At 72.3% G+C, this 19561-nt stretch carries 20 protein-coding genes; 12 read left to right on the top strand and 8 right to left on the bottom strand.

Annotation, left to right across the window (positions count from 1 at the left end; all coding sequences use genetic code 11):
- Window positions 1-15 precede the first annotated feature (15 nt).
- The 3 genes from H4W81_RS11250 to H4W81_RS11240 all read left to right on the top strand — a co-directional run bounded on the left by H4W81_RS11250 (window position 16) and on the right by H4W81_RS11240 (window position 2090).
- On the top strand, window positions 16-1074 hold the full coding sequence (locus tag H4W81_RS11250; RefSeq protein ID WP_192774754.1) for a hypothetical protein: 1059 nt from the start codon (window positions 16-18) through the stop codon (window positions 1072-1074).
- Window positions 1075-1229: 155 nt separating this feature from the next.
- On the top strand, window positions 1230-1793 hold the full coding sequence (locus H4W81_RS11245; RefSeq protein ID WP_192774753.1) for an RNA polymerase sigma factor: 564 nt from the start codon (window positions 1230-1232) through the stop codon (window positions 1791-1793).
- A 75-nt stretch (window positions 1794-1868) separates the two neighbouring features.
- Complete coding sequence (locus tag H4W81_RS11240; RefSeq protein WP_225958555.1) at window positions 1869-2090, top strand: hypothetical protein; 222 nt, start codon at window positions 1869-1871, stop codon at window positions 2088-2090.
- Here the strand turns inward: H4W81_RS11240 and H4W81_RS11235 are convergent.
- Window positions 2068-4674 carry a helix-turn-helix transcriptional regulator gene (locus H4W81_RS11235; protein WP_192774752.1) on the bottom strand — a complete coding sequence of 869 codons (2607 nt, stop codon included), beginning with the start codon at window positions 4672-4674 and terminating at the stop codon, window positions 2068-2070. The genes H4W81_RS11240 and H4W81_RS11235 overlap by 23 nt on opposite strands.
- A gap of 74 nt (window positions 4675-4748) precedes the next feature.
- Here H4W81_RS11235 and H4W81_RS11230 point away from each other — a divergent pair, with 74 nt between their 5' ends.
- The 4 genes from H4W81_RS11230 (at window position 4749) to H4W81_RS11215 (ending at window position 7713) form a co-directional block, all read left to right on the top strand.
- Window positions 4749-4955, top strand: coding sequence for an oxidoreductase (locus H4W81_RS11230; protein ID WP_420538717.1), 207 nt, complete (start codon window positions 4749-4751; stop codon window positions 4953-4955).
- Entirely contained in the window at window positions 4952-6133 is a 1182-nt protein-coding gene (locus H4W81_RS11225) for an MFS transporter (protein WP_192774751.1), read from the top strand. The genes H4W81_RS11230 and H4W81_RS11225 overlap by 4 nt, the downstream gene beginning before the upstream one ends.
- Before the next feature lie 17 nt (window positions 6134-6150).
- Window positions 6151-7224: an LLM class flavin-dependent oxidoreductase gene (locus H4W81_RS11220; RefSeq protein WP_192780740.1), complete on the top strand. Its 1074-nt coding sequence runs from the start codon at window positions 6151-6153 to the stop codon at window positions 7222-7224.
- Window positions 7225-7347: 123 nt separating this feature from the next.
- Entirely contained in the window at window positions 7348-7713 is a 366-nt protein-coding gene (locus H4W81_RS11215) for a cupin domain-containing protein (RefSeq protein ID WP_192774750.1), read from the top strand.
- Window positions 7714-7717: 4 nt separating this feature from the next.
- Here the strand turns inward: H4W81_RS11215 and H4W81_RS11210 are convergent, their stop codons facing one another.
- Window positions 7718-8410, bottom strand: coding sequence for a L,D-transpeptidase family protein (locus tag H4W81_RS11210; RefSeq protein WP_192774749.1), 693 nt, complete (start codon window positions 8408-8410; stop codon window positions 7718-7720).
- A 277-nt stretch (window positions 8411-8687) separates the two neighbouring features.
- Here H4W81_RS11210 and H4W81_RS11205 point away from each other — a divergent pair, with 277 nt between their 5' ends.
- Window positions 8688-9353 (top strand): collagen-like protein, encoded by a 666-nt coding sequence (locus H4W81_RS11205; protein WP_192781464.1) that lies wholly within the window; start codon window positions 8688-8690, stop codon window positions 9351-9353.
- 72 nt (window positions 9354-9425) lie between these two features.
- Here the strand turns inward: H4W81_RS11205 and H4W81_RS11200 are convergent, their stop codons facing one another.
- The 3 genes from H4W81_RS11200 to H4W81_RS11190 all read right to left on the bottom strand — a co-directional run bounded on the left by H4W81_RS11200 (window position 9426) and on the right by H4W81_RS11190 (window position 11549).
- On the bottom strand, window positions 9426-9842 hold the full coding sequence (locus tag H4W81_RS11200; RefSeq protein ID WP_192774748.1) for a nuclear transport factor 2 family protein: 417 nt from the start codon (window positions 9840-9842) through the stop codon (window positions 9426-9428).
- Window positions 9843-9868: 26 nt separating this feature from the next.
- A complete protein-coding gene (locus tag H4W81_RS11195; protein WP_318781667.1) occupies window positions 9869-10966 on the bottom strand; it encodes a hypothetical protein in 1098 nt (365 codons plus the stop codon).
- Window positions 10967-11093: 127 nt separating this feature from the next.
- Complete coding sequence (locus tag H4W81_RS11190) at window positions 11094-11549, bottom strand: winged helix-turn-helix transcriptional regulator (RefSeq protein WP_192774747.1); 456 nt, start codon at window positions 11547-11549, stop codon at window positions 11094-11096.
- An 82-nt stretch (window positions 11550-11631) separates the two neighbouring features.
- On the opposite strand from H4W81_RS11190, the gene H4W81_RS11185 reads away from it, so the two are divergent.
- The 3 genes from H4W81_RS11185 to H4W81_RS11175 all read left to right on the top strand — a co-directional run bounded on the left by H4W81_RS11185 (window position 11632) and on the right by H4W81_RS11175 (window position 13623).
- Window positions 11632-12528: a diacylglycerol/lipid kinase family protein gene (locus tag H4W81_RS11185; RefSeq protein WP_192774746.1), complete on the top strand. Its 897-nt coding sequence runs from the start codon at window positions 11632-11634 to the stop codon at window positions 12526-12528.
- Window positions 12529-12662: 134 nt separating this feature from the next.
- A complete protein-coding gene (locus tag H4W81_RS11180) occupies window positions 12663-13040 on the top strand; it encodes a hypothetical protein (RefSeq protein WP_192774745.1) in 378 nt (125 codons plus the stop codon).
- A gap of 259 nt (window positions 13041-13299) precedes the next feature.
- The gene (locus H4W81_RS11175; RefSeq protein WP_192774744.1) at window positions 13300-13623 is read left to right on the top strand and encodes a TraR/DksA family transcriptional regulator; all 324 of its coding nucleotides are present in this window, start codon (window positions 13300-13302) and stop codon (window positions 13621-13623) included.
- Window positions 13624-13703: 80 nt separating this feature from the next.
- On the opposite strand, the gene H4W81_RS11170 is transcribed toward H4W81_RS11175, so the two are convergent.
- Window positions 13704-14537 carry a PhzF family phenazine biosynthesis protein gene (locus tag H4W81_RS11170; protein ID WP_192774743.1) on the bottom strand — a complete coding sequence of 278 codons (834 nt, stop codon included), beginning with the start codon at window positions 14535-14537 and terminating at the stop codon, window positions 13704-13706.
- A gap of 180 nt (window positions 14538-14717) precedes the next feature.
- Here H4W81_RS11170 and H4W81_RS11165 point away from each other — a divergent pair, with 180 nt between their 5' ends.
- The gene (locus H4W81_RS11165; RefSeq protein WP_192774742.1) at window positions 14718-16715 is read left to right on the top strand and encodes a glycosyl hydrolase family 18 protein; all 1998 of its coding nucleotides are present in this window, start codon (window positions 14718-14720) and stop codon (window positions 16713-16715) included.
- A gap of 55 nt (window positions 16716-16770) precedes the next feature.
- On the opposite strand, the gene H4W81_RS11160 is transcribed toward H4W81_RS11165, so the two are convergent.
- Window positions 16771-17703 (bottom strand): discoidin domain-containing protein, encoded by a 933-nt coding sequence (locus H4W81_RS11160; RefSeq protein WP_192774741.1) that lies wholly within the window; start codon window positions 17701-17703, stop codon window positions 16771-16773.
- Between the two features lie 15 nt (window positions 17704-17718).
- Entirely contained in the window at window positions 17719-19284 is a 1566-nt protein-coding gene (locus H4W81_RS11155; RefSeq protein ID WP_192774740.1) for an alkaline phosphatase D family protein, read from the bottom strand.
- Between the last annotated feature and the right edge of the window lie 277 nt (window positions 19285-19561).

The following is a 19561-nucleotide window of genomic DNA, read 5'->3' as shown; positions in this document are numbered from 1 at the left end:
CCTAGCGTGGCCGGCATGACGAGAACTGATCGAACTGTCGGCGCGGTGCTGTCGCTCGTGGTGACCGCCGTCGGGACGCTGTGGTGGACGAACCCCGCCGCCTACCCCTTCGGCGCGCGCGACCGCGTCACGGTGTCGCTCTCGCACCTGATCGAGCACGACGTGGCGGGGCCGATGACGGTCGCCGCCGGGCTCGCGGGGCTGGCGCTGGTCTTCGCGCCGAGGCCGGTGCTGCGGGTGGGCGCGGTCGCGCAACTCCTCTTCTTCGGGGTGGTGATGTCGGACGCCGGCATCATGTCGTCGCTGGGGTACGTCCTGGCCCTGCTGGGGCCGGTCGCCCTGGTCGGCGTCGTGGTGCTGGCCTGCCTCCGCCGCAGGCCGTCGGGTGTCGTGGGCCTGGTGGCGCTGGTCGCTCTGCTGGTCGCGGGCGCCGTCTCCGGGGTGGTCTCGCTCGACCTGGCCGGGCTGTTCGTGCGCAACCTCGCCGCGGGCTTCTCCTCCTACGCGGGACGGCTGGGCTGGACGCTGGCCAACGCCGTCGCCTTCGCCGTCTGGGTGCTTATCGCGGTGCGGGCGTTCGGGATCGGCGGGCCGTCACGCTGGACGCGGCCGGAATCGGCGGCCCGGTGGGGGCGGTTCGTCACGATCGGGGCGGCGCTGTGCCCGCTGCCCTACGCGCTCTACCGGCTGACCTGGCTGACGCCGTGGCCCACCGACTCCGCCCTGACCGGGCCGCTGGACCCCGCCACCCGGCTGCAGGGCCTGACCATCGCCTTCGGCGCCCTCCTCGGCACGGTGTTGACCCTCGGGCTCATCAGCAGGTGGGGCGAGGTGTTCCCGCGCTGGGTGCCGCTCTTCCACGGCCGACCGGTCCCCGTGCGGCTGCCCGTCGTCGCGGGCGGGCTGATCGCGGGGGCCTGCTGCCTGGCCTCACCCGGGCTCGTGGTCAACGCGGTCGAGACCGGCCAGCTGGAGGCGCTGCTGCTCTGGCCGTACCCGCTGTGGGGGGTGCTGCTGGCCGCGGCGGTCCTCGCCTACTGGCTGCGCCGCAGTAGCCCGGTGGCCCTGGGGTGAATCCTTTGGCGGGATTCGCGCCTCTCATATCTGTCCGGCGACAATGCCGGATCAGAACGCGGAGGTTGTCGTGATCGTTGGTGCCCTGGTCGCCGTCGCGGCCGTGCTGGTCTGCACGTGCAGTGTCATCGTGCTGCGCAGGCGGGGCCGTTCACGTGGGTGACACGGCCTGGCCGGGTGAACGGCTGATCGCCGCCGCGCAGGGCGGTGACGTCGAGTCGATCGCCGCCCTGGTGTCCGGCGCGCACGCGCACGTACGGCGGTTCGCGCACTCGCTGTGCGCCTCGCCCGAGGACGCCGAGGACGCCGCGCAGGAAGCGATGATCATCCTTTACCGCAAGATCGGGATGTTGCGGGCCTCCGGCGCGCTGGCGTCGTGGATGTTCCGCATCGTCCGCAACGAGTGTCTGCGCAGGTCGCGGATGGTGCTGCGGCACTGGGCGCCGGTCCGGGACGTCCCCGCGCCGTCGGCCGAGGACGAGGTGCTGCTGCGCCTCGAAGCGGGCCGGGTGGCGGCGGCGATCGCCGCCCTGCCCGCCGACCAGCGGCGCGTGCTGATCATGCGGGACATCCAGGGGTACAGCGGGCGGACGGTCGCCGACGCGCTCGGCCTCAGCGTCCCTGCGATGAAGTCACGGCTGCATCGGGCCCGCGCGGCGGTCAACCAGACACTGAGCGGCACCTCGGGCCTGGCCATGGGAGGCAGGAATGAGCACTGATCGAAGTTTCGCCGGCACGTCGCTGCCCCGGCACCTGGTGCGGGGCGCGCAGGCGCGCTGGGATTTGGCGCGCTGATGGGGGCGGTCGCGCTCGTCCCCGTGGCCGGGCCGGTCAGCCTGCTGCTCGCCCCGGTCGGCCTGCTCGCCCTGCGCGGCTGCCCGGCCTGCTGGGCGATCGGCCTGGTGCAGACCATCTCGATGGGCCGGTTGCGCCGCTCGTGCGTGGCCGGTCGATGCGAGCTGACCACCGGTCGAGCGAACCCACACCAGGACGTCACGCCAGGTGCAGGCGGCTGAGCTCGCGCCGGGACGTCACGCCCAGCTTGGGATAGGCCTTGTACAGGTGGTACTCGACCGTGCGGGGGCTGAGGAAGAGCTGGGCGGCGATCTCGCGGCTGCTGCGTCCCGAGGCGGCCAGCCGTACGACGTGCAGCTCCTGCGGGGTGAGCTCCGCGGCGGGGGCGGGGTGGGCGGTTCTCGGCGCCTCGCCCGTCGCGTGGAGCTCGGACGTGGCGCGCCCGGCCCAGGGGACGGCGCCCAGGCGGGTGAAGATCTCCACGGCCGCGTGCAGCGGGCCGCGGGCCTCGCCCGGACGGCGGGCGCGGCGCAGCCACTCGCCGTAGAGGAGCTGGGTGCGGGCGTGCTCGAAGGGGCGGCCGCCCTCGGCGTGAAGGCGGAGGGCCGCCTCGTAGTGGGTCTCGTCATCGCTCGTCAGTGCCTGGCAGCGCAGGGCCACGGCCCGTGCCCAGGCCTGGCCTGAGGCGTCCGCCCAGGCCAGGAGGCGGCCGAGCGGCTCCTCGGCCCGGTGGGGCTGCCCCAGCCGTACGGCCGCCTCGATCTGGTCGGGGACGGACGACAGCAGCACCGCGGCGTTGCGCCCAGGACCGGACCAGGCGGCCTCGAGCCGGTTCAGGGCGGCCTCGTGGTCGCCGAGCCCCACCTCGAGCAGGCCCAGGACGGCCGCGCCCGTCGCCCGGTAGGCGTCGGGGGCCGCGGCCACCAGGCCGCGGCAGCGGGCCTCGTCGCCCGCGATCGCGGCGATCCTGGCGGTGACGCCGCTCAGCCAGGCGATGCGCTGCTGCAGGCCGGTGTCGCAGGCGATGCCGACGGCCTCGGCCACCGAGGCCTCGGCCTCGCGGTGCAGGCCCGCCCACAGCTGGGCCTGCGCCAGGACTTGCAGGACGTGGGGCAGGGCGCCGATGAGGCCCTGCTCGCGGCAGCGCGCCGCCTCGGCGGCGGCCAGGGCCATGGTGGCGGCGTCGGCCCCGATGATCAGGCCGGTGTAGAGCGCCCGCTCGGTGTCGGGGGCGGCGGCCAGGAAGTCCACGAGCAGCGGCAGGCCGCGCGCGTAGTCGGCGCGCATGAGGTGGGACAGTCCCTCGGCCATGGGATCGGGACTCCCGAGGGCGGCCAGCTTCTCCGCGGCTGCCGTCACCGCGGCCTCGTCGCCGGTGAACCAGGCGTAGGTCACGCCGGTGCGGAGCATGGCCGCCCCCTGGCGCGGGGCCGCGCGGACGGCACGGTCGTGAAGCAGGCGGACGGCCGCCGCCTCCTCGCCCAGCTCGAACATCGCCGCCGCGCGCACCGCGGTGAGCTCGGCGTCGGGCAGCGCGGGCGCGACGACCCGCTCGGCCTGTTCGGCCAGGACGGCGGCCTGGCCGGGATGGCCGCCCGACAGGGCCGCGGCCGCCGCTCGGGTGAGCCAGCCGACCTGGTCCTGCCCGTCGATGGCGACCCTGGCGGCCTGCTCGTACAGCCGGGCGGCGGCGGTGTAGGCGGTGCGGGCGGCGGCGCGCTCGGCGGCGGCGGCCAGTTCGGCCGCCACGCCCGCGTCGGGCTCCACCGTCGCGGCGGGCAGGTGGTGCGCGCGGCAGTCAGGGCTGTCGGACGCCTCGGCGAGGGCCCGGTGGACGGCCACGCGCCGGGCCAGCGCCGCTCCCTGGTAGGCGGCGGTGGCGACGAGGGGATGCCGGAAGGTGACGACCGACTCGCTGACCTGGATCAGCCCCGCCCGCTCCGCCTCCTCGAGATCGTCGAGGCCGACACCGAGCGACTGGGCCGCCTTCAGCTGCAAGGGGAGATCGCCTCTGCCCTCGGCGGCGGCGATCAGCGCCATCAGCCTGGTCCGCTCGGGCAGCCGGCCGATCTGGGCCCGGAACGACGACAGCACCCTGTCCGGCACCTGCAGGTGCAGCGGCTCCGTCGACCGGACGCGCCTGGCCGCGGCGAACTCGATCAGCGCCAGCGGGTTGCCCGCCGACTCGGCGATCACCTGCTCACGCAGGACCGGCGCCACCTCGTGCGCGGCCAGCAGGCGGGCCGCGCTCTCGCCGTCGAGTCTGGAGGGCCGCAGCTCCGTCAGGCCGGGTGCGGCGAAGCCGTCCTCGCGGGTGGCGAAGACCATCGCCACCCGCTCGGCCGCCAGCCGCCTGGCGGCGAACAGCATGGCCTCCGCGCTGGCGTGGTCGAGCCACTGGGCGTCGTCGACCAGGCAGAGCACCGGGCCCTCCTCCGCCAAGTCGGCCAGGAGCGTGAGCACGGCGAGCCCGGTGAGGAAGCGGTCGTGCCCCCGCGTCAGGCCGGCCCCGAGCAGCGCCTTCAGCGCGGCGGCCTGCGGCGCGGGCAGCCGGTCGAGCCGGTCCTGCAGCGGCCACAGCAGTTGCGTCAGCCCGCCGAAGGCCAGGTCGGCCTCCGGCTCGATACCCGTGACCCGCAGCACGCGCAGGCCGAGAGCGCTCGCCCTGTCCGCCGCCCAGCCGAGCAGCGCCGTCTTGCCGATGCCCGCCTCGCCGCGCACCACGAGGGCGCCACTGTCGCCCTGCAGTGCCAAGGTGATCAGGCATTCGAGCTCGGCCTGCTCAGTGGACCGCCCGTACAGCACGCAACCTCCAAGTACCTGGAACCAGTAGATCCTACTGATGCGCCGGAACATTCCCCGCTCGTACGTTCGTCGGCATGAACGAACCGTTCGAGCAGGTCAGCGTTGGCAAGCTGGATCTTCCCAACCGCATGGCGATGGCGCCGATGACGCGCAGCCGCGCTCACGGCGGGCTGGTGACCGACCTGACGGCCGAGTACTACGCGCAGCGGGCCGACCCCGCCTCCTTCTACGGCGGCGACCACCGCGGCTACACCGACTGCCCCGCGATGGAGCTCCGATGAGCCTCCAGGTACGGCACGCGAAGATCTCCGCCGTCTCCCTGGCCGTGCTGGCCGGACCCATGTCGTTCGGCATCGCCGGCCCCGCGCTCATCCTCGGCGACGTCGCCGGCGGCCTCGGCAGCACGCCGGCGACGGCGACCTGGCTGGTGACGGTGTTCGGCTGGGGCATCGCGGTGGGGACGCCGCTGATGTCGGGGCTGGTCGGCCACCGCGGCGTGCGCGCCACGGCAGTGCTGTGCGGCCTGCTCGTCCTTGCCGGATCGGCCCTCGCCCTCGTCGCGCCGTCCCTCCCCGTCCTCCTGTTCGGGAGCGCCGCACAGGCGCTCGGGGCCGCGGGCCTGACCGGTCTCGCCATGCACCTGGCCGACTCCCCTCGCAGGATGGGCGTCGCCACGGCCTCGCTCGCCGTGGTCGGCTCGGTGTCACCGCTGGTGGGGTCGCTGCTCAGCGACCTGCTGTCGTGGCGGGTGGTGCTCGCGCTGCCGGTCGTGGCCGTGCTGGCGGTGCCCGCCGTCCTCGGTCAGGCGCGCGAGGAGCCGTCGCGGGGCCGGTTCGACGCGACCGGCGCCGTCGTGCTGACCGCGCTGGTCACCGCGCTGGTGTTCGTTCCGCACCAGCCGGTGGTGGCGGGGCTCGCCGCGATCGTCGTGGCGGCGGCGTTCGCGCTGCACCTGCGGCGCGCGCCTGACGGTTTCGTGCCTGCCGTTCTCGTCCGGTCGCCGCGGTTCCTGGGCTCGGCCGGGCCGGCCTTCGCGCTGGCCGTGGGCAACTTCGCGCTGATCTACGCGCTGCCCGCCCGGCTGACGGAGCTGACGACCTGGACGTCCGCGCAGATCGGCGTGGCCATGGTGTGGCCGCTGCTGTTCGGCGGCGGTCTGTCGTGGTTCGTGGTGGCCGCCTCCGCCCGGATACGGCCACGGCTCGTCACCACGGCGCTGGTCGTCGCGGGCGTCGCGGCCGCGCTGACCGCGGCCTTCACCGGATGGGTGCCCGCCCTGCTGGCCGCCCAGGCCGCCGCCTCGATCGCGGCCGCCTCAGGTCAGGGCGTGCTGGCGGTCCGCGCCACCTCGGCCGCTCCCGAGGAGCACAGGGCGGCCGCGATCGGCCTGTTCAACCTGTGCTACCTGCTGGGGACCGCGTTCGGCCCCGCCATCGTGGCGCTCCTGGTTTCCGCCTGACAGAAGGGATGACCACCATGCAGTTCGGCGTCTTCAGCGTGGGCGACGTGGCGACCGACCCGGTCACCGGCCACGCGCCGACAGAGTACGAGCGCATCAAGGCGATGACCGCCATCGCGGTCAAGGCCGAGGAGGTGGGGATGGACGTCTTCGCCACCGGCGAGCACCACAACCCGCCGTTCGTGCCGTCGTCGCCGACGACCCTGCTCGGCTACATCGCCGCCAGGACCGAGCGGCTGATCCTGTCCACCTCGACCACGCTGATCACCACGAACGACCCCGTGAAGATCGCCGAGGACTACGCGATGCTGCAGCACCTGGCCGACGGCCGGGTGGACCTCATGATGGGCAGGGGCAACACCGGGCCGGTCTATCCGTGGTTCGGCAAGGACATCCGCGACGGCATCCCCCTGGCCATCGAGAACTACGCGCTGCTGCGCAGGCTGTGGCGCGAGGAGGCGGTCGACTGGACGGGACGCTTCCGCACGCCGCTGCAGGGCTTCACCTCCACCCCGCGCCCGCTCGACGGGGTGCCGCCGTTCGTGTGGCACGGCTCCATCCGCTCGCCCGAGATCGCCGAGCAGGCGGCCTACTACGGCGACGGGTTCTTCGCCAACCACATCTACTGGCCGACGAACCACTTCCAGCGGCTGATCGGCATCTACCGCGAGCGGTACGCCCACTACGGGCACGGCGCTCCCGAACAGGCCATCGTCGGCCTCGGCGGCCAGGTCTACCTGCACAGGAACTCGCAGGAGGCGGTGCGCGAATTCCGCCCGTACTTCGACAACTCCTCCGTGTACGGCCACGGCCCCTCGCTGGAGGAGATGACGGAGCAGACGCCGCTGACGGTCGGCAGCCCGCAGGAGATCATCGACAGGACGCTGACCTTCCGCGAGCACTTCGGCGACTACCAGCGGCAGCTGTTCTTCATGGACGGCGCGGGGCTGTCGCTGAAGACCGTTCTCCACCAGCTCGACATCCTGGGCGAGGAGGTGATCCCCGTGCTGCGGAAGGAGTTCGCCGCCCGCCGTCCCGCCGGGGTGCCCGACGCCCCGGTCCACCCCGCCCTGGGTGTCACCGGGGGGTGAGCGGGTGTGACCGCCGGGCCGTCAGGCTTTGCGTTCGGACGGGCTGCCGGCAACGGCCTCGGGCTCATACTGGAATGAGGCGGAGAGCCCGAGGCTCCGCAGGGGGCCGGCCGTGGAGGAATCATGACGGCGACGACTCGGATGGACGTGCCCGTCGCGATCGAGGGCGACGGGGTGGAGCTACGCATGCAGGAGGTAGGCGGCGGCATGACCGTCGCCTTCGTGCGCTTCCCCAAGGGCACGGACATGACCCCGGCGGTCAAGGGCCTGCCCGAGGACCTGTGCCAGTGCCCGCACTGGGGATACATGTTCAAGGGACGGCTGAGGATGCGGACGAAGGAGGGCGACGAGATCTACGAGGCGGGGCAGGCCTTCTACTGGGCGCCAGGTCACGTGCCCGAGGCGATCGAGGACTGCGAGTACATCGACTTCTCGCCGACGAACGAGTTCGTGACGGTCATCGACCACGTCAGGTCTCACATGGGCTGAGCTCTCACGTGGACCGGCGCACGTGGACGGGGTCACCGACGTCCAGCAGTTCGAACAGCCGGTCCGCGGCGCGCAGCGGGACGCGGACGCACCCGTGCGAGGCAGGACGCCTGGGCACCTGGCTGGAGCCGTGGATGGCCACGCCGCCGACGAAGTACAGCGAGTTGTACATCGACCCGAGCGGCCCCGTCGTCCAGCCGGGGGTGCGCTTGGTGATACGGAAGTCGCCCACGGGCGTGATGGCGATGGCGCAGCGGCCACTGTGGCAGTAGCGCGAGTGGGCGCCGGTGGAGACGTGCACCGTCATGACCTTCCGGTGGTCGCGGTAGACGGTCAGCAGCTGGCGCCTCAGGTCGATCACGGCCCCGGTGCGCAGGCTCTTGGGCAGCGGGGGGCGCTTGCTCGGGCGGCTCAGCGCCCGCAGTGTGGCGGGCCCGACCAGCGTCTGCGGGCGCATTCCCCTGCTCTTCTGGAACGCCCACACCGCGAACCTGGTGCGGGAGTCGTACACGCCGGTGGGCTTGCTCCACAGGAAACCCCGCTCGCGGAGCGCCTTCTGCAGATCGGTGACCGCCGCTCCGCGCGACCTGTAGCGGAGCGGGGTCGTCTCGGCGTGGGCCGGCGTGCTGAGGACCAATGGAGTGGCGCAGACCAGGGCGAGAGCGAGGGCGGCGCCCCATCGAGCATCGTTGAACACAGCGCAGTGGTTACCCCCATATCCTTTGCGATTATCCCATGAAATTCTCCTTGTCGGCGAATCTTTGGAAATAACGCCTGCCTATAAAGGCTACATCGTAGCAATTTTGATAATTTGCCGTGGTATGTCGCTATTTCCGTTGGCACGGCCAATCTTGGTCTTTCCGTGGACGACTGGCGGTGCTGACCCGTTCTTTCTCGGGGTAGATCGGCAGCTATCGCGGTCTGTCGCGTAATTCACAGCTTCTTCAGATCCATCTGACAGAAAACGGAAAGAAATGACGATAGAGACCACCCTGCCCCGGCGTGGCGCACGCGTCCGCAAGCTGGCGCTCGCCACTCTCTTCACCACCGCTCTCCTCGTCCCCGCGGGCCAGGCGATGGGCGAGGCGTCGTCGCAGTCCATGGCCAACCGGCCGGCTCTTCCCGCTGGAGAGAAGCCGCTGCTGCGCTGCCACGGCCACCACTGCGGCGGCTTCTTTCACCACCGGCGCTGCTGCCATCACCACCACCACGGCCACCATGACTGCAAGTGCCCCCCCGGCGCCCGCGGCCCGCAGGGCCCGAGAGGCGAGAGGGGCGAAAGGGGTCCCGCTGGGCCCTCGGCGAGCGTCGACTCGGTCTTCCGTGAGATCACGAAGTACGTCGGATTCGCATCGGGTGGGAGGACGTTCATCATCGTCGACGACCCGCGCAGGACTCCCCGACAGCACGATCTGTCATCGGTGGAGGGCCACCCTGCCAATGTGGTGGGGGTCTCGGTGGCGGTCCAGGGTCCCGACATCCACGTCACCGTACGCAGTGATACCGGCCAGATCCTGCAGGCCCGCTGCACGGTCGCCCCAGAACCGGGCACGGGTCCGAACCCCGCATGGCCGGAGAACTGCGAGCACGAGGTTAACGGAGAGATCGAGGGGTTCAGACTCCTGTCGCCGTCGGCCTAGCTCACGCGCGGCTCGCACTCCAGGGCGGGTGAGAACACGGCCATCGTGTGGCCTTCCGGTTCGCACCGGAGGTCACGCGGTGGCCGCCGCCGTTATATGGCTCAGCACGCACAGCCAGCGACCATCCCTCTTCACGAACACATCCGTCGTCCACTCGTCGGCGTCGAAGCGCCGCCCCCGGTAGTGGGCCGTGTTCGTGATCCGTCCCGTGAGGACCGCGGTGTCCCCGTAGACCCGCACCCTGGCCCGGTTCACCAGGCTCATGGCCGAATGGGTCAGCTCCCCCGACGCCACGAGCGCGAGGAACTCCTCCTTCGACGAGAGGCCAGACTCCGAGACGATCACCCATTCGTCGGCCATGAAGGCGCCGATCCGCGCCGCGTCGTTGGAGACGATCGCCGCCGCCCAGGCGTCCGCGACGGCCACGAGCTGGGCGGGAACCGCGTCGTCCGCCGGGTCCCTGGCGGGGGTGCCGGTGTCGTCGTCCACCGTCCGATCCTAACGGGAGCCCCTGATCAGCCGCCGATGGCGCAGACGGGGCGGGTACGCGAGGCGTAGGAGCGGGCGGCGGTGGCGAGGCCGAGGCCCAGCCCGGCGAACGCCAGGCCGCCGAATTCGATCATCCAGGTCAGGCCCGCGCTGGTGAACCCGCCCGACGCCTCGATCCTCGGCAGCACGCCGATCGCGGTGAGCGGGGCGTAGACCGTGAGCCCGATCCCGTACGCCGACAGGCTGGCGGCGGTCAGCCAGGCGGGGATCAGCGGCAGCAGCCGCGGGACCCGCCTACCCGACAGGAACAGTGTCCAGCGCAGGAAGACCATCCCCCACCGGTACATCAGGCCGAGGATCAGGAAGACCGCGAGCAGCGCGGCCAGCACGGTGATGTCGATCCCGACCGAGGCGAGCGCCTGCGCCGAGGCCGGCGCGTCGGCGTTCATCTGGTGCCATCGCTCCGCCGTGAGGCCGAGCGCGTCGCCGCCCAGCGTCCAGATGGTCTTGACCCCTGCCCATGGCAGGAGGCCGCACATCAGGGCGTACACCACGACCTGGGTCCGCCGCGACGCGGCGGAGGCGGCGGGATGGACCAGGGGGCCGCTGCCCAAGCCCCGGTGCGGCTGGCCGCAGCGGACGCACCGGCCGCGCAACCGGCGCCTGGAGCTCACCGCCGAGAGGGTCAGCAGGCCCGCGCCCGCCGTGTTGAACAGGACATGGGCCAGGCCGGTGGCACTCTCCACGCCCGAGCCCGACACCAGGGTCACGAAGTGGAGCGGCAGGCTGATCATGCCCACCACGAAGACCGGGACGGTCGCGACCAGGACGGCCGTCACCGCCGTCCGCGCCGGACGGGAGAGCGGCCTGGCGCCGGCGAGACAGGCCCCGGCCGCGACGACGGCGAGCAGGGCGAGCAGGAGCTGCGCCACCGGGGAGTACGGCCGGCTCGGCGTCCACGGCACGGTGGTGCCCGTCACCGCCCAGGTGAGCTGCACGGTCGCGTAGAGGACGCCCCACACCGCGGCGGCGGAGGGCGCCCACGACGGCCAGGTCCGCGTCCACGGATCTCGCGGGATCCCGCGTTCGGCGGCGCTCGTCAGGGATGAGGCGTTCGGTGTCACGTGCGATCCTTCGGTGCCGGGGGCGCTACGGCCCGTCCTTCTCCGAAGATCGCAGCCCGTCGGGCGCCCGATCATCCCCCGCCGAAGGGAGCGGGCTCCCCCACGCGGGGGAACGGTCTCCCGCGCGCTACGACGTGGTGGCGCCCGCCGCCGTCCAGCCCTCGTCCCTGAAGCGTGCCGTCAGGCTGTCCTCGGTCGGCTCCTCGCCGCAGGCGCGGCAGACGACCACCGGATCGAGGTCCGCCCCGCAGCTGTGCTCGAACACCACCGGCGGGACGTCGGCCAGATGCCGGTCGCCCCAGCGCATCAGGGCCAGCAGCACCTGGCGCAGCTCCCGCCCCGCGTCGGTGAGGTGGTACTCGAAGCGTGGCGGGTGCTCGTTGTACGGCACCTTCCGCAGCACGCCCACGTCGACCAGACGGCGCAGCCGGGCGGCGAGGATGTCGCGGGGGGCGCCGATGTTGGCCACGAGACCGTCGAACCGGCGCACGCCGTAGAACACCTCCCGCAACACCAGCAAGGAGTGCTTCTCACCGATGACCGCGAGGGCGTCGGCGATCGAGCACGGACGTTGCGTCTTCATGACATCCACCCTATGCGAGTCAGTTGGATTATCTGACTCACTTGGGCGTTAGGAGCTCCCGGGGAGGGCAGGGAGGAGGGCTGTGAAGCTGCTGGTGATCCACAACTCGTCCGCGGGCGGGGCCGACGACGAGAGCGTCCGCACGGTCCTGCGCACCCTCGAGGCCGGCGCCGACGTCCTGACGTGCGAGGACCCGGACGACCTGGGCGGCGCGCTGGCGGCGCACCCCGACCGCGTCCCCGTGGTGATGGGCGGCGACGGCAGCCTGCACGCGCTGGTGGCGGCGCTGGCCGCGCGCGGCGAGCTGGCCGGACGGCCGGTCGGGCTGATCCCGCTCGGCACCGGCAACGACCTGGCCAGGGGGCTTGGCATCCCGCTCGACCCGCGCGAGGCGGCCCGCGTCGTCCTGGACGGGCACACCCGCGCGCTGGACCTGCTCACCGACGACAGGGGCGGCATCGTGGTCAACGCGGTGCACGTCGGGGTGGGCGCGCAGGCCTCCGAGCGGGCCACGGCGCTCAAGCCGGTACTGCGGCGCGCGGCCTACGCCGTGGGGGCGATGCTCGCGGGGCTGCGGGCGCGCGGGTGGCGGCTGCGGATCAGCGTGGACGGCACGCCGGTGGCCGACGGCCGCCGCCGGGTCCTGATGGCCGGCATCGGCAACGGCACCTCGATCGGCGGCGGGACCCCTTTGACCCCCGCCGCACTGCCCGACGACGGCCTGGCCGACGTGGTCGTCTCCTTCGCCGTCAGCCCGCCGGCCCGGCTCGGCTTCGCCCTCCTGCTGCGCAGGGGCGAACATCGGTCGCGCGGCGACGTGCGGACCTACCGGGGCGGGGAGATCACGATCGCGGGCGAGGCCGTGCCGGTCAACGCCGACGGCGAACTCGGCCCGCCGACGGCCCGCCGCACCTGGACGGTCCAGCGGCAGGCCTGGCGCATCCTGGCTCCCGCCGCTTCCGTGGGCCGGACGGGGTGACCGGATTCCACCCGCGTCCGTCGCCGGTGCGGTCGAGGAGCGCCTCTCACAGTGGCCTGGTCGATGGCCTGGTCGGCCCCCGTGGCGCCTCACCGGAGTCCGCATCCCGTACGGCGTGAGCTAGGGTCGGCTTCATGGCCACGTGGCGGGTTCCGCGCGGGTCCGCCGCCTTCTCCTTGGTGGTGGGCCTGACGCTGCTCGCCTTCCTGCTGGTCGGCTCGACGCCCGCCTGGTACGGCAGCGACCCCGCGCACCGCGCGAGCGCCGTGACGGGCGGCGAGGTCTGGGCCCCCGGCGCGTGGATCGCGCAGTCGTCGAACCTGCCGCCGGCCGCCGCGGGCGTGCGCGAGCACGTGCTGCCCCTGTGGCCGCCACCGCGCCACTCCGCGCCGGAGAGCGCGGCCGGCCCGCCGTCTCCGCAGCCGGCCGGCTGGCCCGAGGTCAATCCCGCGCGCAGCCCGCGCCAGAGCGCGCACAGTACGGCGGGCCCGCGAAGCCCGCCCGCGATCTAGCCGATCTTCCTCTCACCCGGCCGCCCGGCCTCTCGTGGCGGCCGGCCGAGCCGTGTCCCGGCTCGCTCTTCACCAAGCCAAGAAGGCGATGTCGCGCGGCATCCGGCGCGGCTGGACCACGCCTGCGCCGCCATCCATCGGGGCGCCCCGGTCGCTGTTCCAGCTGATCCACGCGGAGCCGCGGGCCCGGCGCCGGGCTCCTTGCACGTCTGCGTCAAGGGGCCCGCCTGTGCGCCCTCACGTCGAAAGGACCACCCACATGACCACCGGACTCAGCTCCGTGCAGCTCCAGCTCCTGCGGGAGGAGCTCGAAGAGCACCTGCGCTGGCGCGTATCCCAGCTGGCCGCCCTCAAGGCGTCCGCCGAGGACGGCGAGGACGGCGGCGACCTGCGGGACCTGCTCGCCGCCGTCGCCACCGCCGACCACGCCATCACCGAGGCCAGGCAGTGCCTGGACCGGCTGGCCGAGGGAAGCTACGGCACCTGCGACGGCTGCGGCGCCGCCATCCCGTTCGAACGGCTGAAGGTGCGTCCGCTGGCGCGCTACTGCATGACCTGCCAGCGCCGCAGGGAAGCGGCCTGACAGGGGGGCGCCGGCCGCCTGACCGCGCGGCCGGCGCCCTTCCCACCTCGGCGCGCTCCAGGCATGCCGCACGATGAGGGCTACTGGATGGGGACGGCCGTGCCGGAGACCTTCACGCGGGTGTCGCCGGGAACCGGAGTCGTCGTCAGGAGGCTCGGACGGCCCATGTCGGCACCCTGGTGGATGGTGACCACCTCGCCGTCACCGAGACGGCCCAGGGCCCGGAGGTAGCCGGTGAAGGCGGCCGCCGCCGCGCCGGTCGCCGGGTCCTCCACCACGCCGCCCGGCGGGAAGGGGTCGCGGGCGTGGAAGACGGTGGACGACTCGGCCCAGAACAGGTGGACGGTGGTCCAGCCGCGCTCGGCCATCAGCGCGCCCAGCGCGTCGAAGTCGTAGTCGAGGTCGGCCAGGCGCTCGCGGGTGGCGGCGGCCAGCACGAGGTGGTCGTTGCCGGCGTTGGCCACGTGCGGAGGGTAGGCGGGGTCCAGGTCCTCGGCGGGCCAGCGCAGGGCCGCCAGCGCCCGCCGTACCTCGTCGTCCGTGGCGGGGCGGATCGAGGCGGGCGGGCTGGTCAGCGTGGCGGTGACGCCGTCGCCCTTGGTGATCTCCACCTGGACGGGACCCGCCTGGGTGCGCAGGTCCACGACGGCGGGGCCGATGCGTTCGCCGAGCGCCACCGAGGCCGCGATCGTGGCGTGGCCGCAGAAGGCGACCTCGGCCAGCGGGCTGAAGTACCGGATCTGGTAGGCGTGCTCCCCCTCGGGGAAGAGGAAGGCGCTCTCGGAGTAGCCGAGGTCCGCGGCGATGGCGAGCATCTGGCCGTCGGACAGGCCACGGGCGTCCAGGACCACTCCGGCGGCGTTGCCGCCGGAAGCGGTGCTGGTGAAGGCGACATATTTCAGGACGTCATGCACTCGGCCATCATGACGCACCCGGATCCCCTCCACCCAACGGGCCCCTGGCGCGGAATTCACGTATTGACGCTGTAGCGGTCAGAGGTTAACGTCAACTCAAATTAAAAGGAAACCTTCCTAATAGTTCCCTCGCTGACCTCCCCTCCCACCCCCTACACCCCCTACCGGATGGCGGAGCACATGAAGAACACCCTCCTGAGCAAGGCGCTCGCGGGGCTGGCGGCATTACTGCTGCCACTCACCGCGGCGGTCGTCACCCCACCCGGCGCGTACGGCGCCGCCCTGTCCAGCGGCTCGACCTCCAGCGGCTCGGTCTCCAGCGGCTCGGCGGCCTTCGCCGAGTGGGCCCCGTGGACGAGTTACACCGCGGGCACCCGCGTCACCTACAACGGCGTCGAGTACGAGTGCCGCCAGAGTCACACCTCCCAGCCCGGCTGGGAGCCGCCCAACGTCCCCGCGCTGTGGCTGGCCACGGGCGGCGGCGGAGGCGACACCACCGCGCCCTCGGTGCCGGGCAACCTGCGCTCCACCGGCGTCACCTCCAGCAGCGTCTCCCTCGCCTGGAACGCCTCCACCGACAACGTCGCCGTCACCGGCTACGAGGTCTACCGCGGCACCACCCTCGTCACCACCGTGACCGGCACCACCCACACCGACACCGGCCTGAGCGCCAACACCGCCTACACCTACACCGTCCGCGCCAGAGACGCCGCCGGCAACCGCTCGGCCGCCAGCGCCGCCGTCACCGCCACCACCACGGGCGGCGGCGGAGGCGACACCACCGCGCCCTCGGTGCCGGGCAACCTGCGCTCCACCGGCGTCACCTCCAGCAGCGTCTCCCTCGCCTGGAACGCCTCCACCGACAACGTCGCCGTCACCGGCTACGAGGTCTACCGTGGCACCACCCTTGTCACCACCGTGACCGGCACCACCCACACCGACACCGGCCTGAGCGCCAACACCGCCTACACCTACACCGTCCGCGCCAGAGACGCCGCCGGCAACCGCTCGGCCGCCAGCGCCGCCGTCACCGCCACCACCACGGGCGGCGGCGGAGGCGGCGGCAACAAGGTCCTCGGCTACTTCGTGCAGTGGGGCGTCTACCAGCGCGGCTACCACGTCAAGAACATCGACACCAGCGGCTCGGCGGCCAAGCTGACCCACATCAACTACGCCTTCGGCAACGTCCAGAACGGCCAGTGCACCATCGGCGACAGCTACGCCGACTACGACCGCTTCTACCAGGCGGGCGAGAGCGTGGACGGCGTCGCCGACACCTGGGACGCCGGCGCCCTGCGCGGCAACTTCAACCAGCTGCGCAAGCTGAAGAAGAAGTACCCGAACCTGAAGGTGCTGTTCTCCTTCGGCGGCTGGACCTGGTCCGGCGGCTTCGGCCAGGCCGCGCAGAACCCCGCCGCCTTCGCCGAGTCCTGCTACCGCCTGGTGGAGGACCCGCGCTGGGCGGACGTCTTCGACGGCATCGACATCGACTGGGAGTACCCGAACGCCTGCGGCCTCACCTGCGACACCAGCGGGCCCGCCGCGTTCAGGAACATGATGTCGGCCCTGCGCACCCGGTTCGGCTCGGGCAACCTGGTCACCGCGGCCATCACCGCCGACGGCACCAACGGCGGCAAGATCGACGCCGCCGACTACGGCGGCGCCGCGCAGTACGTCGACTGGTACAACGTCATGACCTACGACTTCTTCGGCGCCTGGGCGGCGCAGGGCCCCACCGCCCCGCACTCGCCGCTCACCTCCTACAACGGCATCCCGATCGCGGGCTTCCACTCCGACTCCGCCATCCAGAAGCTGAAGAGCAAGGGCGTCCCCGCGAGCAAGCTGCTGCTCGGCATCGGCTTCTACGGCAGGGGCTGGACCGGCGTCACCCAGTCCGCGCCCGGCGGCACGGCCACGGGCCCCGCGCCCGGCACCTACGAACAGGGCATCGAGGACTACAAGGTGCTCAAGACCCGCTGCCCCGCCACCGGCACCGTCGCGGGCACGGCCTACGCCCACTGCGGCAACCAGTGGTGGAGCTACGACACGCCGAGCACGATCGGCGGCAAGATGGGCTACTCGAAGAACCAGGGCCTCGGCGGCGCGTTCTTCTGGGAGCTCAGCGGCGACACCGCCAACGGTGAGCTGATCACCGCGATGAGGAACGGCCTGGGCTGACCCCCCGGGTGATCCCTCAGGGCCGGCCCCGCATTCGGGCCGGCCCTGACGGGCGCTACGAGAAGACCTCCACCTCGATGATGCGCGTGTAGTCGTTGTTGCCGTTCGAGGCCAGCGCCGAGATGCGGATCGCGTCGGTGGTGACGGCGGCGAAGTCCGACCTGGCGCTGCCCTTGGTGTTGCCGCGCACCTGGGCGACGGTCCGCCACTGGCCCTCCACCCTGGCCTGGACGTCCCAGTCGCGCAGCCCCACGGAGGACGCCGGGTAGCGCTGGGTGTCGAGGGTGTACAGATCGACGTGCGCGACGCTCTTCGCGCCGCCCAGCGCGATGTCGACCGTGTCGGGCCAGACCCTGCCGGTGGCGTCGTTCCAGCCGTTCCCGCCGGCCCAGCCGTTGGAGCCGCGGTCGCCGTCGACGACGCTGCAGGCCGGATAGTTGGCGTTGGTGTGCTGCGAGGAGGCGGTGACGGGGCGTCTGAGCGCGTGGTTGCCGCCGTTGTCGAGCTCGTCCACGCCGACCACCCGCACCGGAACGGCCAGCGCCTCCTTCCCCGCCTCGAGCCGCAGGCCGTACTCCCCCTTGGGGGTGGCAGGCGGGACGGCGACCAGCAGTTTCGCGCCGAGCTCGTAGCCGGGCGGCAGGTAGCTGGACAGCATCGAGCGGGAGGCGGTCAGCGGCGCGTCGATCTCGACGGACATGTCGGCGTACAGGGCTTCCCTGGCGTCGCTGCGCATGCCGACCTCGATCTTGGCCGGGCAGGCGGCGTCGACGCCGAGGGGCGCGACCAGGTGGCCGGCCCCCGCGATCGGAGTCAGCCTGCCCGTGCCCTTGCTCGTGCCCGGTGTGACCTTGAGCGAGGAGACCGAGGGCAGGTCCGGCTCCGGCGACTGGACGGCGGGCCCGGGATCGTCCCGGTCGGCCAGGGCGGCGGCGCCCGTCGTGACCGTGAGGGCGGCGACGGCCAGCGCGGCGGTGAGGTGTCTCATCTGCGTGCCTCCTTCCTAGAGCGCCTGCAGGCCGGGGACGCCGTCGAGCGCCACGAGACTGGCCCTTGTCGAGATCGGGGCGCCCGTCCTGGTGACGTAGGGGACGACCTTGAAGTCGGCCCTCCACTGGCTCCTGGTGACCGAGCAGGAGACGTAGCCGCGCTGGTAGCTGGAGAACCTGATGTGCGGGTTGACCGGGTCGGAGCCGCCGGGAGGCAGGCCCGTCGCGGGGTTGCCGTTGCCGCCGCTGCTGATCGAGGTGCCGACGAACTCCACGCCGACGGCCGGTGACGACGGGTCGTCGAAGTCGGTCCTCAGCTCGCCGGCGAGGTTGTAGTGGATGTCGCCGGTGAGCACGACGGGGTTGCTGACCTTCCGCTCGACCAGACCGTTGAGCACGCGGTCCTTCGCGGCCTTGTAGCCGTCCCAGAGGTCCATGCTGAGCCGCTGCGCCGGGGCGGGGTCGTAGTCGAGCTGACACATGGCGATCTGCTGGGCCAGCACGTTCCACCTGGCCTTCGACGCGCCCAGGCCGTCGAGCAGCCACTTCTCCTGCTCGGCGCCGAGCATCTGGCGCGAGGGGTCGAGCCGTTCGGCGCAGTCGTACTGCTGGCCGTCGCCGCAGACCTGGTCGTCGCGGTACTGACGGGTGTCGAGCACGTTGAACTCGGCCAGGTCGCCGAAAGTGAACCTGCGGTGGACGCGGGCGTCCGGCCCCCGCACGACGGGGACCCTGATGGGCAGGTTCTCCCAGTAGGCGCGGAAGGCGTTGGCCCTGATGACGAGATAGTCCTGCTCGGTGACCTCGCCGCCGGGGCCGTGGACGCCCGCCCAGTTGTCGAGCACCTCGTGGTCGTCCCACGTGACGATCCACGGGGCCGCCGCGTGCGCGGCCATCAGGTCGGGATCGCTCTTGTAGAGGCCGTACTGGATGCGGTACCGGTCGAGGGTGTCGCACTGCACCCTGAACTGGTCGGGCACGGGCGTCGCCCGGTTCCCTCCACTCGCCACGATCCCGTACTCGTAGATGTAGTCGCCGAGGTGGACGACGACGTCAGGACGTTCGGCGGCCAGGTGGCCGTAGGCGGTGTAGAAGCCGTCCTGCCACGAGGCGCACGAGGCGAACGCCAGCGTCAGCGCCTCGGGGCTGCTGTCGAGGGCGGGCGCGGTCTTGGTCCTGCCGACCGGGCTGAGCTCGCCGCCGGTCCTGAACCGGTAGAAGTACTCGCGGCCCGGTCGCAGGCCCTTGACGTCGACGTGGACGGAGTGGCCGTACTCGGGCAGCGCCCACGAGACGCCGTGCCCGGCGCGCCGGGTGAACCCCTCGTCCTCGGCGAGCTCCCACTCGACTCTGATCTTGTTGTACGGCATGCCGCCCAGCGGTTCGAGCGGCCTGGAGGCCAGCCTGGTCCAGAGGATCACGCTGCCGGGCAGCGGGTCGCCCGACGCGACGCCGAGCTGGAAGGGGTAGTCGGCCGACCGGGTCATGGCCGACTCGGCCGTCCAGGGGTCGGCCAGGCGGGTGGTGAAGGCGAGGGCCATGGCGGCCCCGCCTAATCCGAAGAAGGAACGGCGGTCCATGGGTCTCCCAGGGTGGGGGGACGGGAGCCCACACTTTGTAGCAAGAGCGCGATAGATCTAACAAGACCTAAGTTAAATTCACAGCGTTTTCACATGGTCGCCATCTCGCCGTCGTGGCGGCGTTCCGGCAAGACGCCGTCCGGTGCCCATGGTCCACGGGTGAGTGCCGGGTCGTGGTCCGGTCCCCCGGGACGATCCACCCTCTCTCGCGAAAGGGACTCTTGACACCCGTGGAGGTGACTCGTAGCCTCCCGGTAATCACAACATCACAGAAACC

Origin of the sequence: Nonomuraea africana (assembly GCF_014873535.1) — a bacterium.
GTDB lineage: Bacteria > Actinomycetota > Actinomycetes > Streptosporangiales > Streptosporangiaceae > Nonomuraea > Nonomuraea africana.
This window is presented reverse-complemented; position numbering and strand designations above follow the sequence as displayed.

Coding starts and splice junctions, on each gene's coding strand:
- H4W81_RS11250 (WP_192774754.1), top strand. CDS start 16: ATGACGAGAACTGATCGAACTGTCGGCGCGGTGCTGTCGCTCGTGGTG.
- H4W81_RS11240 (WP_225958555.1), top strand. CDS start 1,869: ATGGGGGCGGTCGCGCTCGTCCCCGTGGCCGGGCCGGTCAGCCTGCTG.
- H4W81_RS11230 (WP_420538717.1), top strand. CDS start 4,749: ATGAACGAACCGTTCGAGCAGGTCAGCGTTGGCAAGCTGGATCTTCCC.
- H4W81_RS11225 (WP_192774751.1), top strand. CDS start 4,952: ATGAGCCTCCAGGTACGGCACGCGAAGATCTCCGCCGTCTCCCTGGCC.
- H4W81_RS11220 (WP_192780740.1), top strand. CDS start 6,151: ATGCAGTTCGGCGTCTTCAGCGTGGGCGACGTGGCGACCGACCCGGTC.
- H4W81_RS11215 (WP_192774750.1), top strand. CDS start 7,348: ATGACGGCGACGACTCGGATGGACGTGCCCGTCGCGATCGAGGGCGAC.
- H4W81_RS11205 (WP_192781464.1), top strand. CDS start 8,688: ATGACGATAGAGACCACCCTGCCCCGGCGTGGCGCACGCGTCCGCAAG.
- H4W81_RS11190 (WP_192774747.1), bottom strand. CDS start 11,549: ATGAAGACGCAACGTCCGTGCTCGATCGCCGACGCCCTCGCGGTCATC.
- H4W81_RS11180 (WP_192774745.1), top strand. CDS start 12,663: ATGGCCACGTGGCGGGTTCCGCGCGGGTCCGCCGCCTTCTCCTTGGTG.
- H4W81_RS11175 (WP_192774744.1), top strand. CDS start 13,300: ATGACCACCGGACTCAGCTCCGTGCAGCTCCAGCTCCTGCGGGAGGAG.
- H4W81_RS11165 (WP_192774742.1), top strand. CDS start 14,718: ATGAAGAACACCCTCCTGAGCAAGGCGCTCGCGGGGCTGGCGGCATTA.
- H4W81_RS11160 (WP_192774741.1), bottom strand. CDS start 17,703: ATGAGACACCTCACCGCCGCGCTGGCCGTCGCCGCCCTCACGGTCACG.
- H4W81_RS11155 (WP_192774740.1), bottom strand. CDS start 19,284: ATGGACCGCCGTTCCTTCTTCGGATTAGGCGGGGCCGCCATGGCCCTC.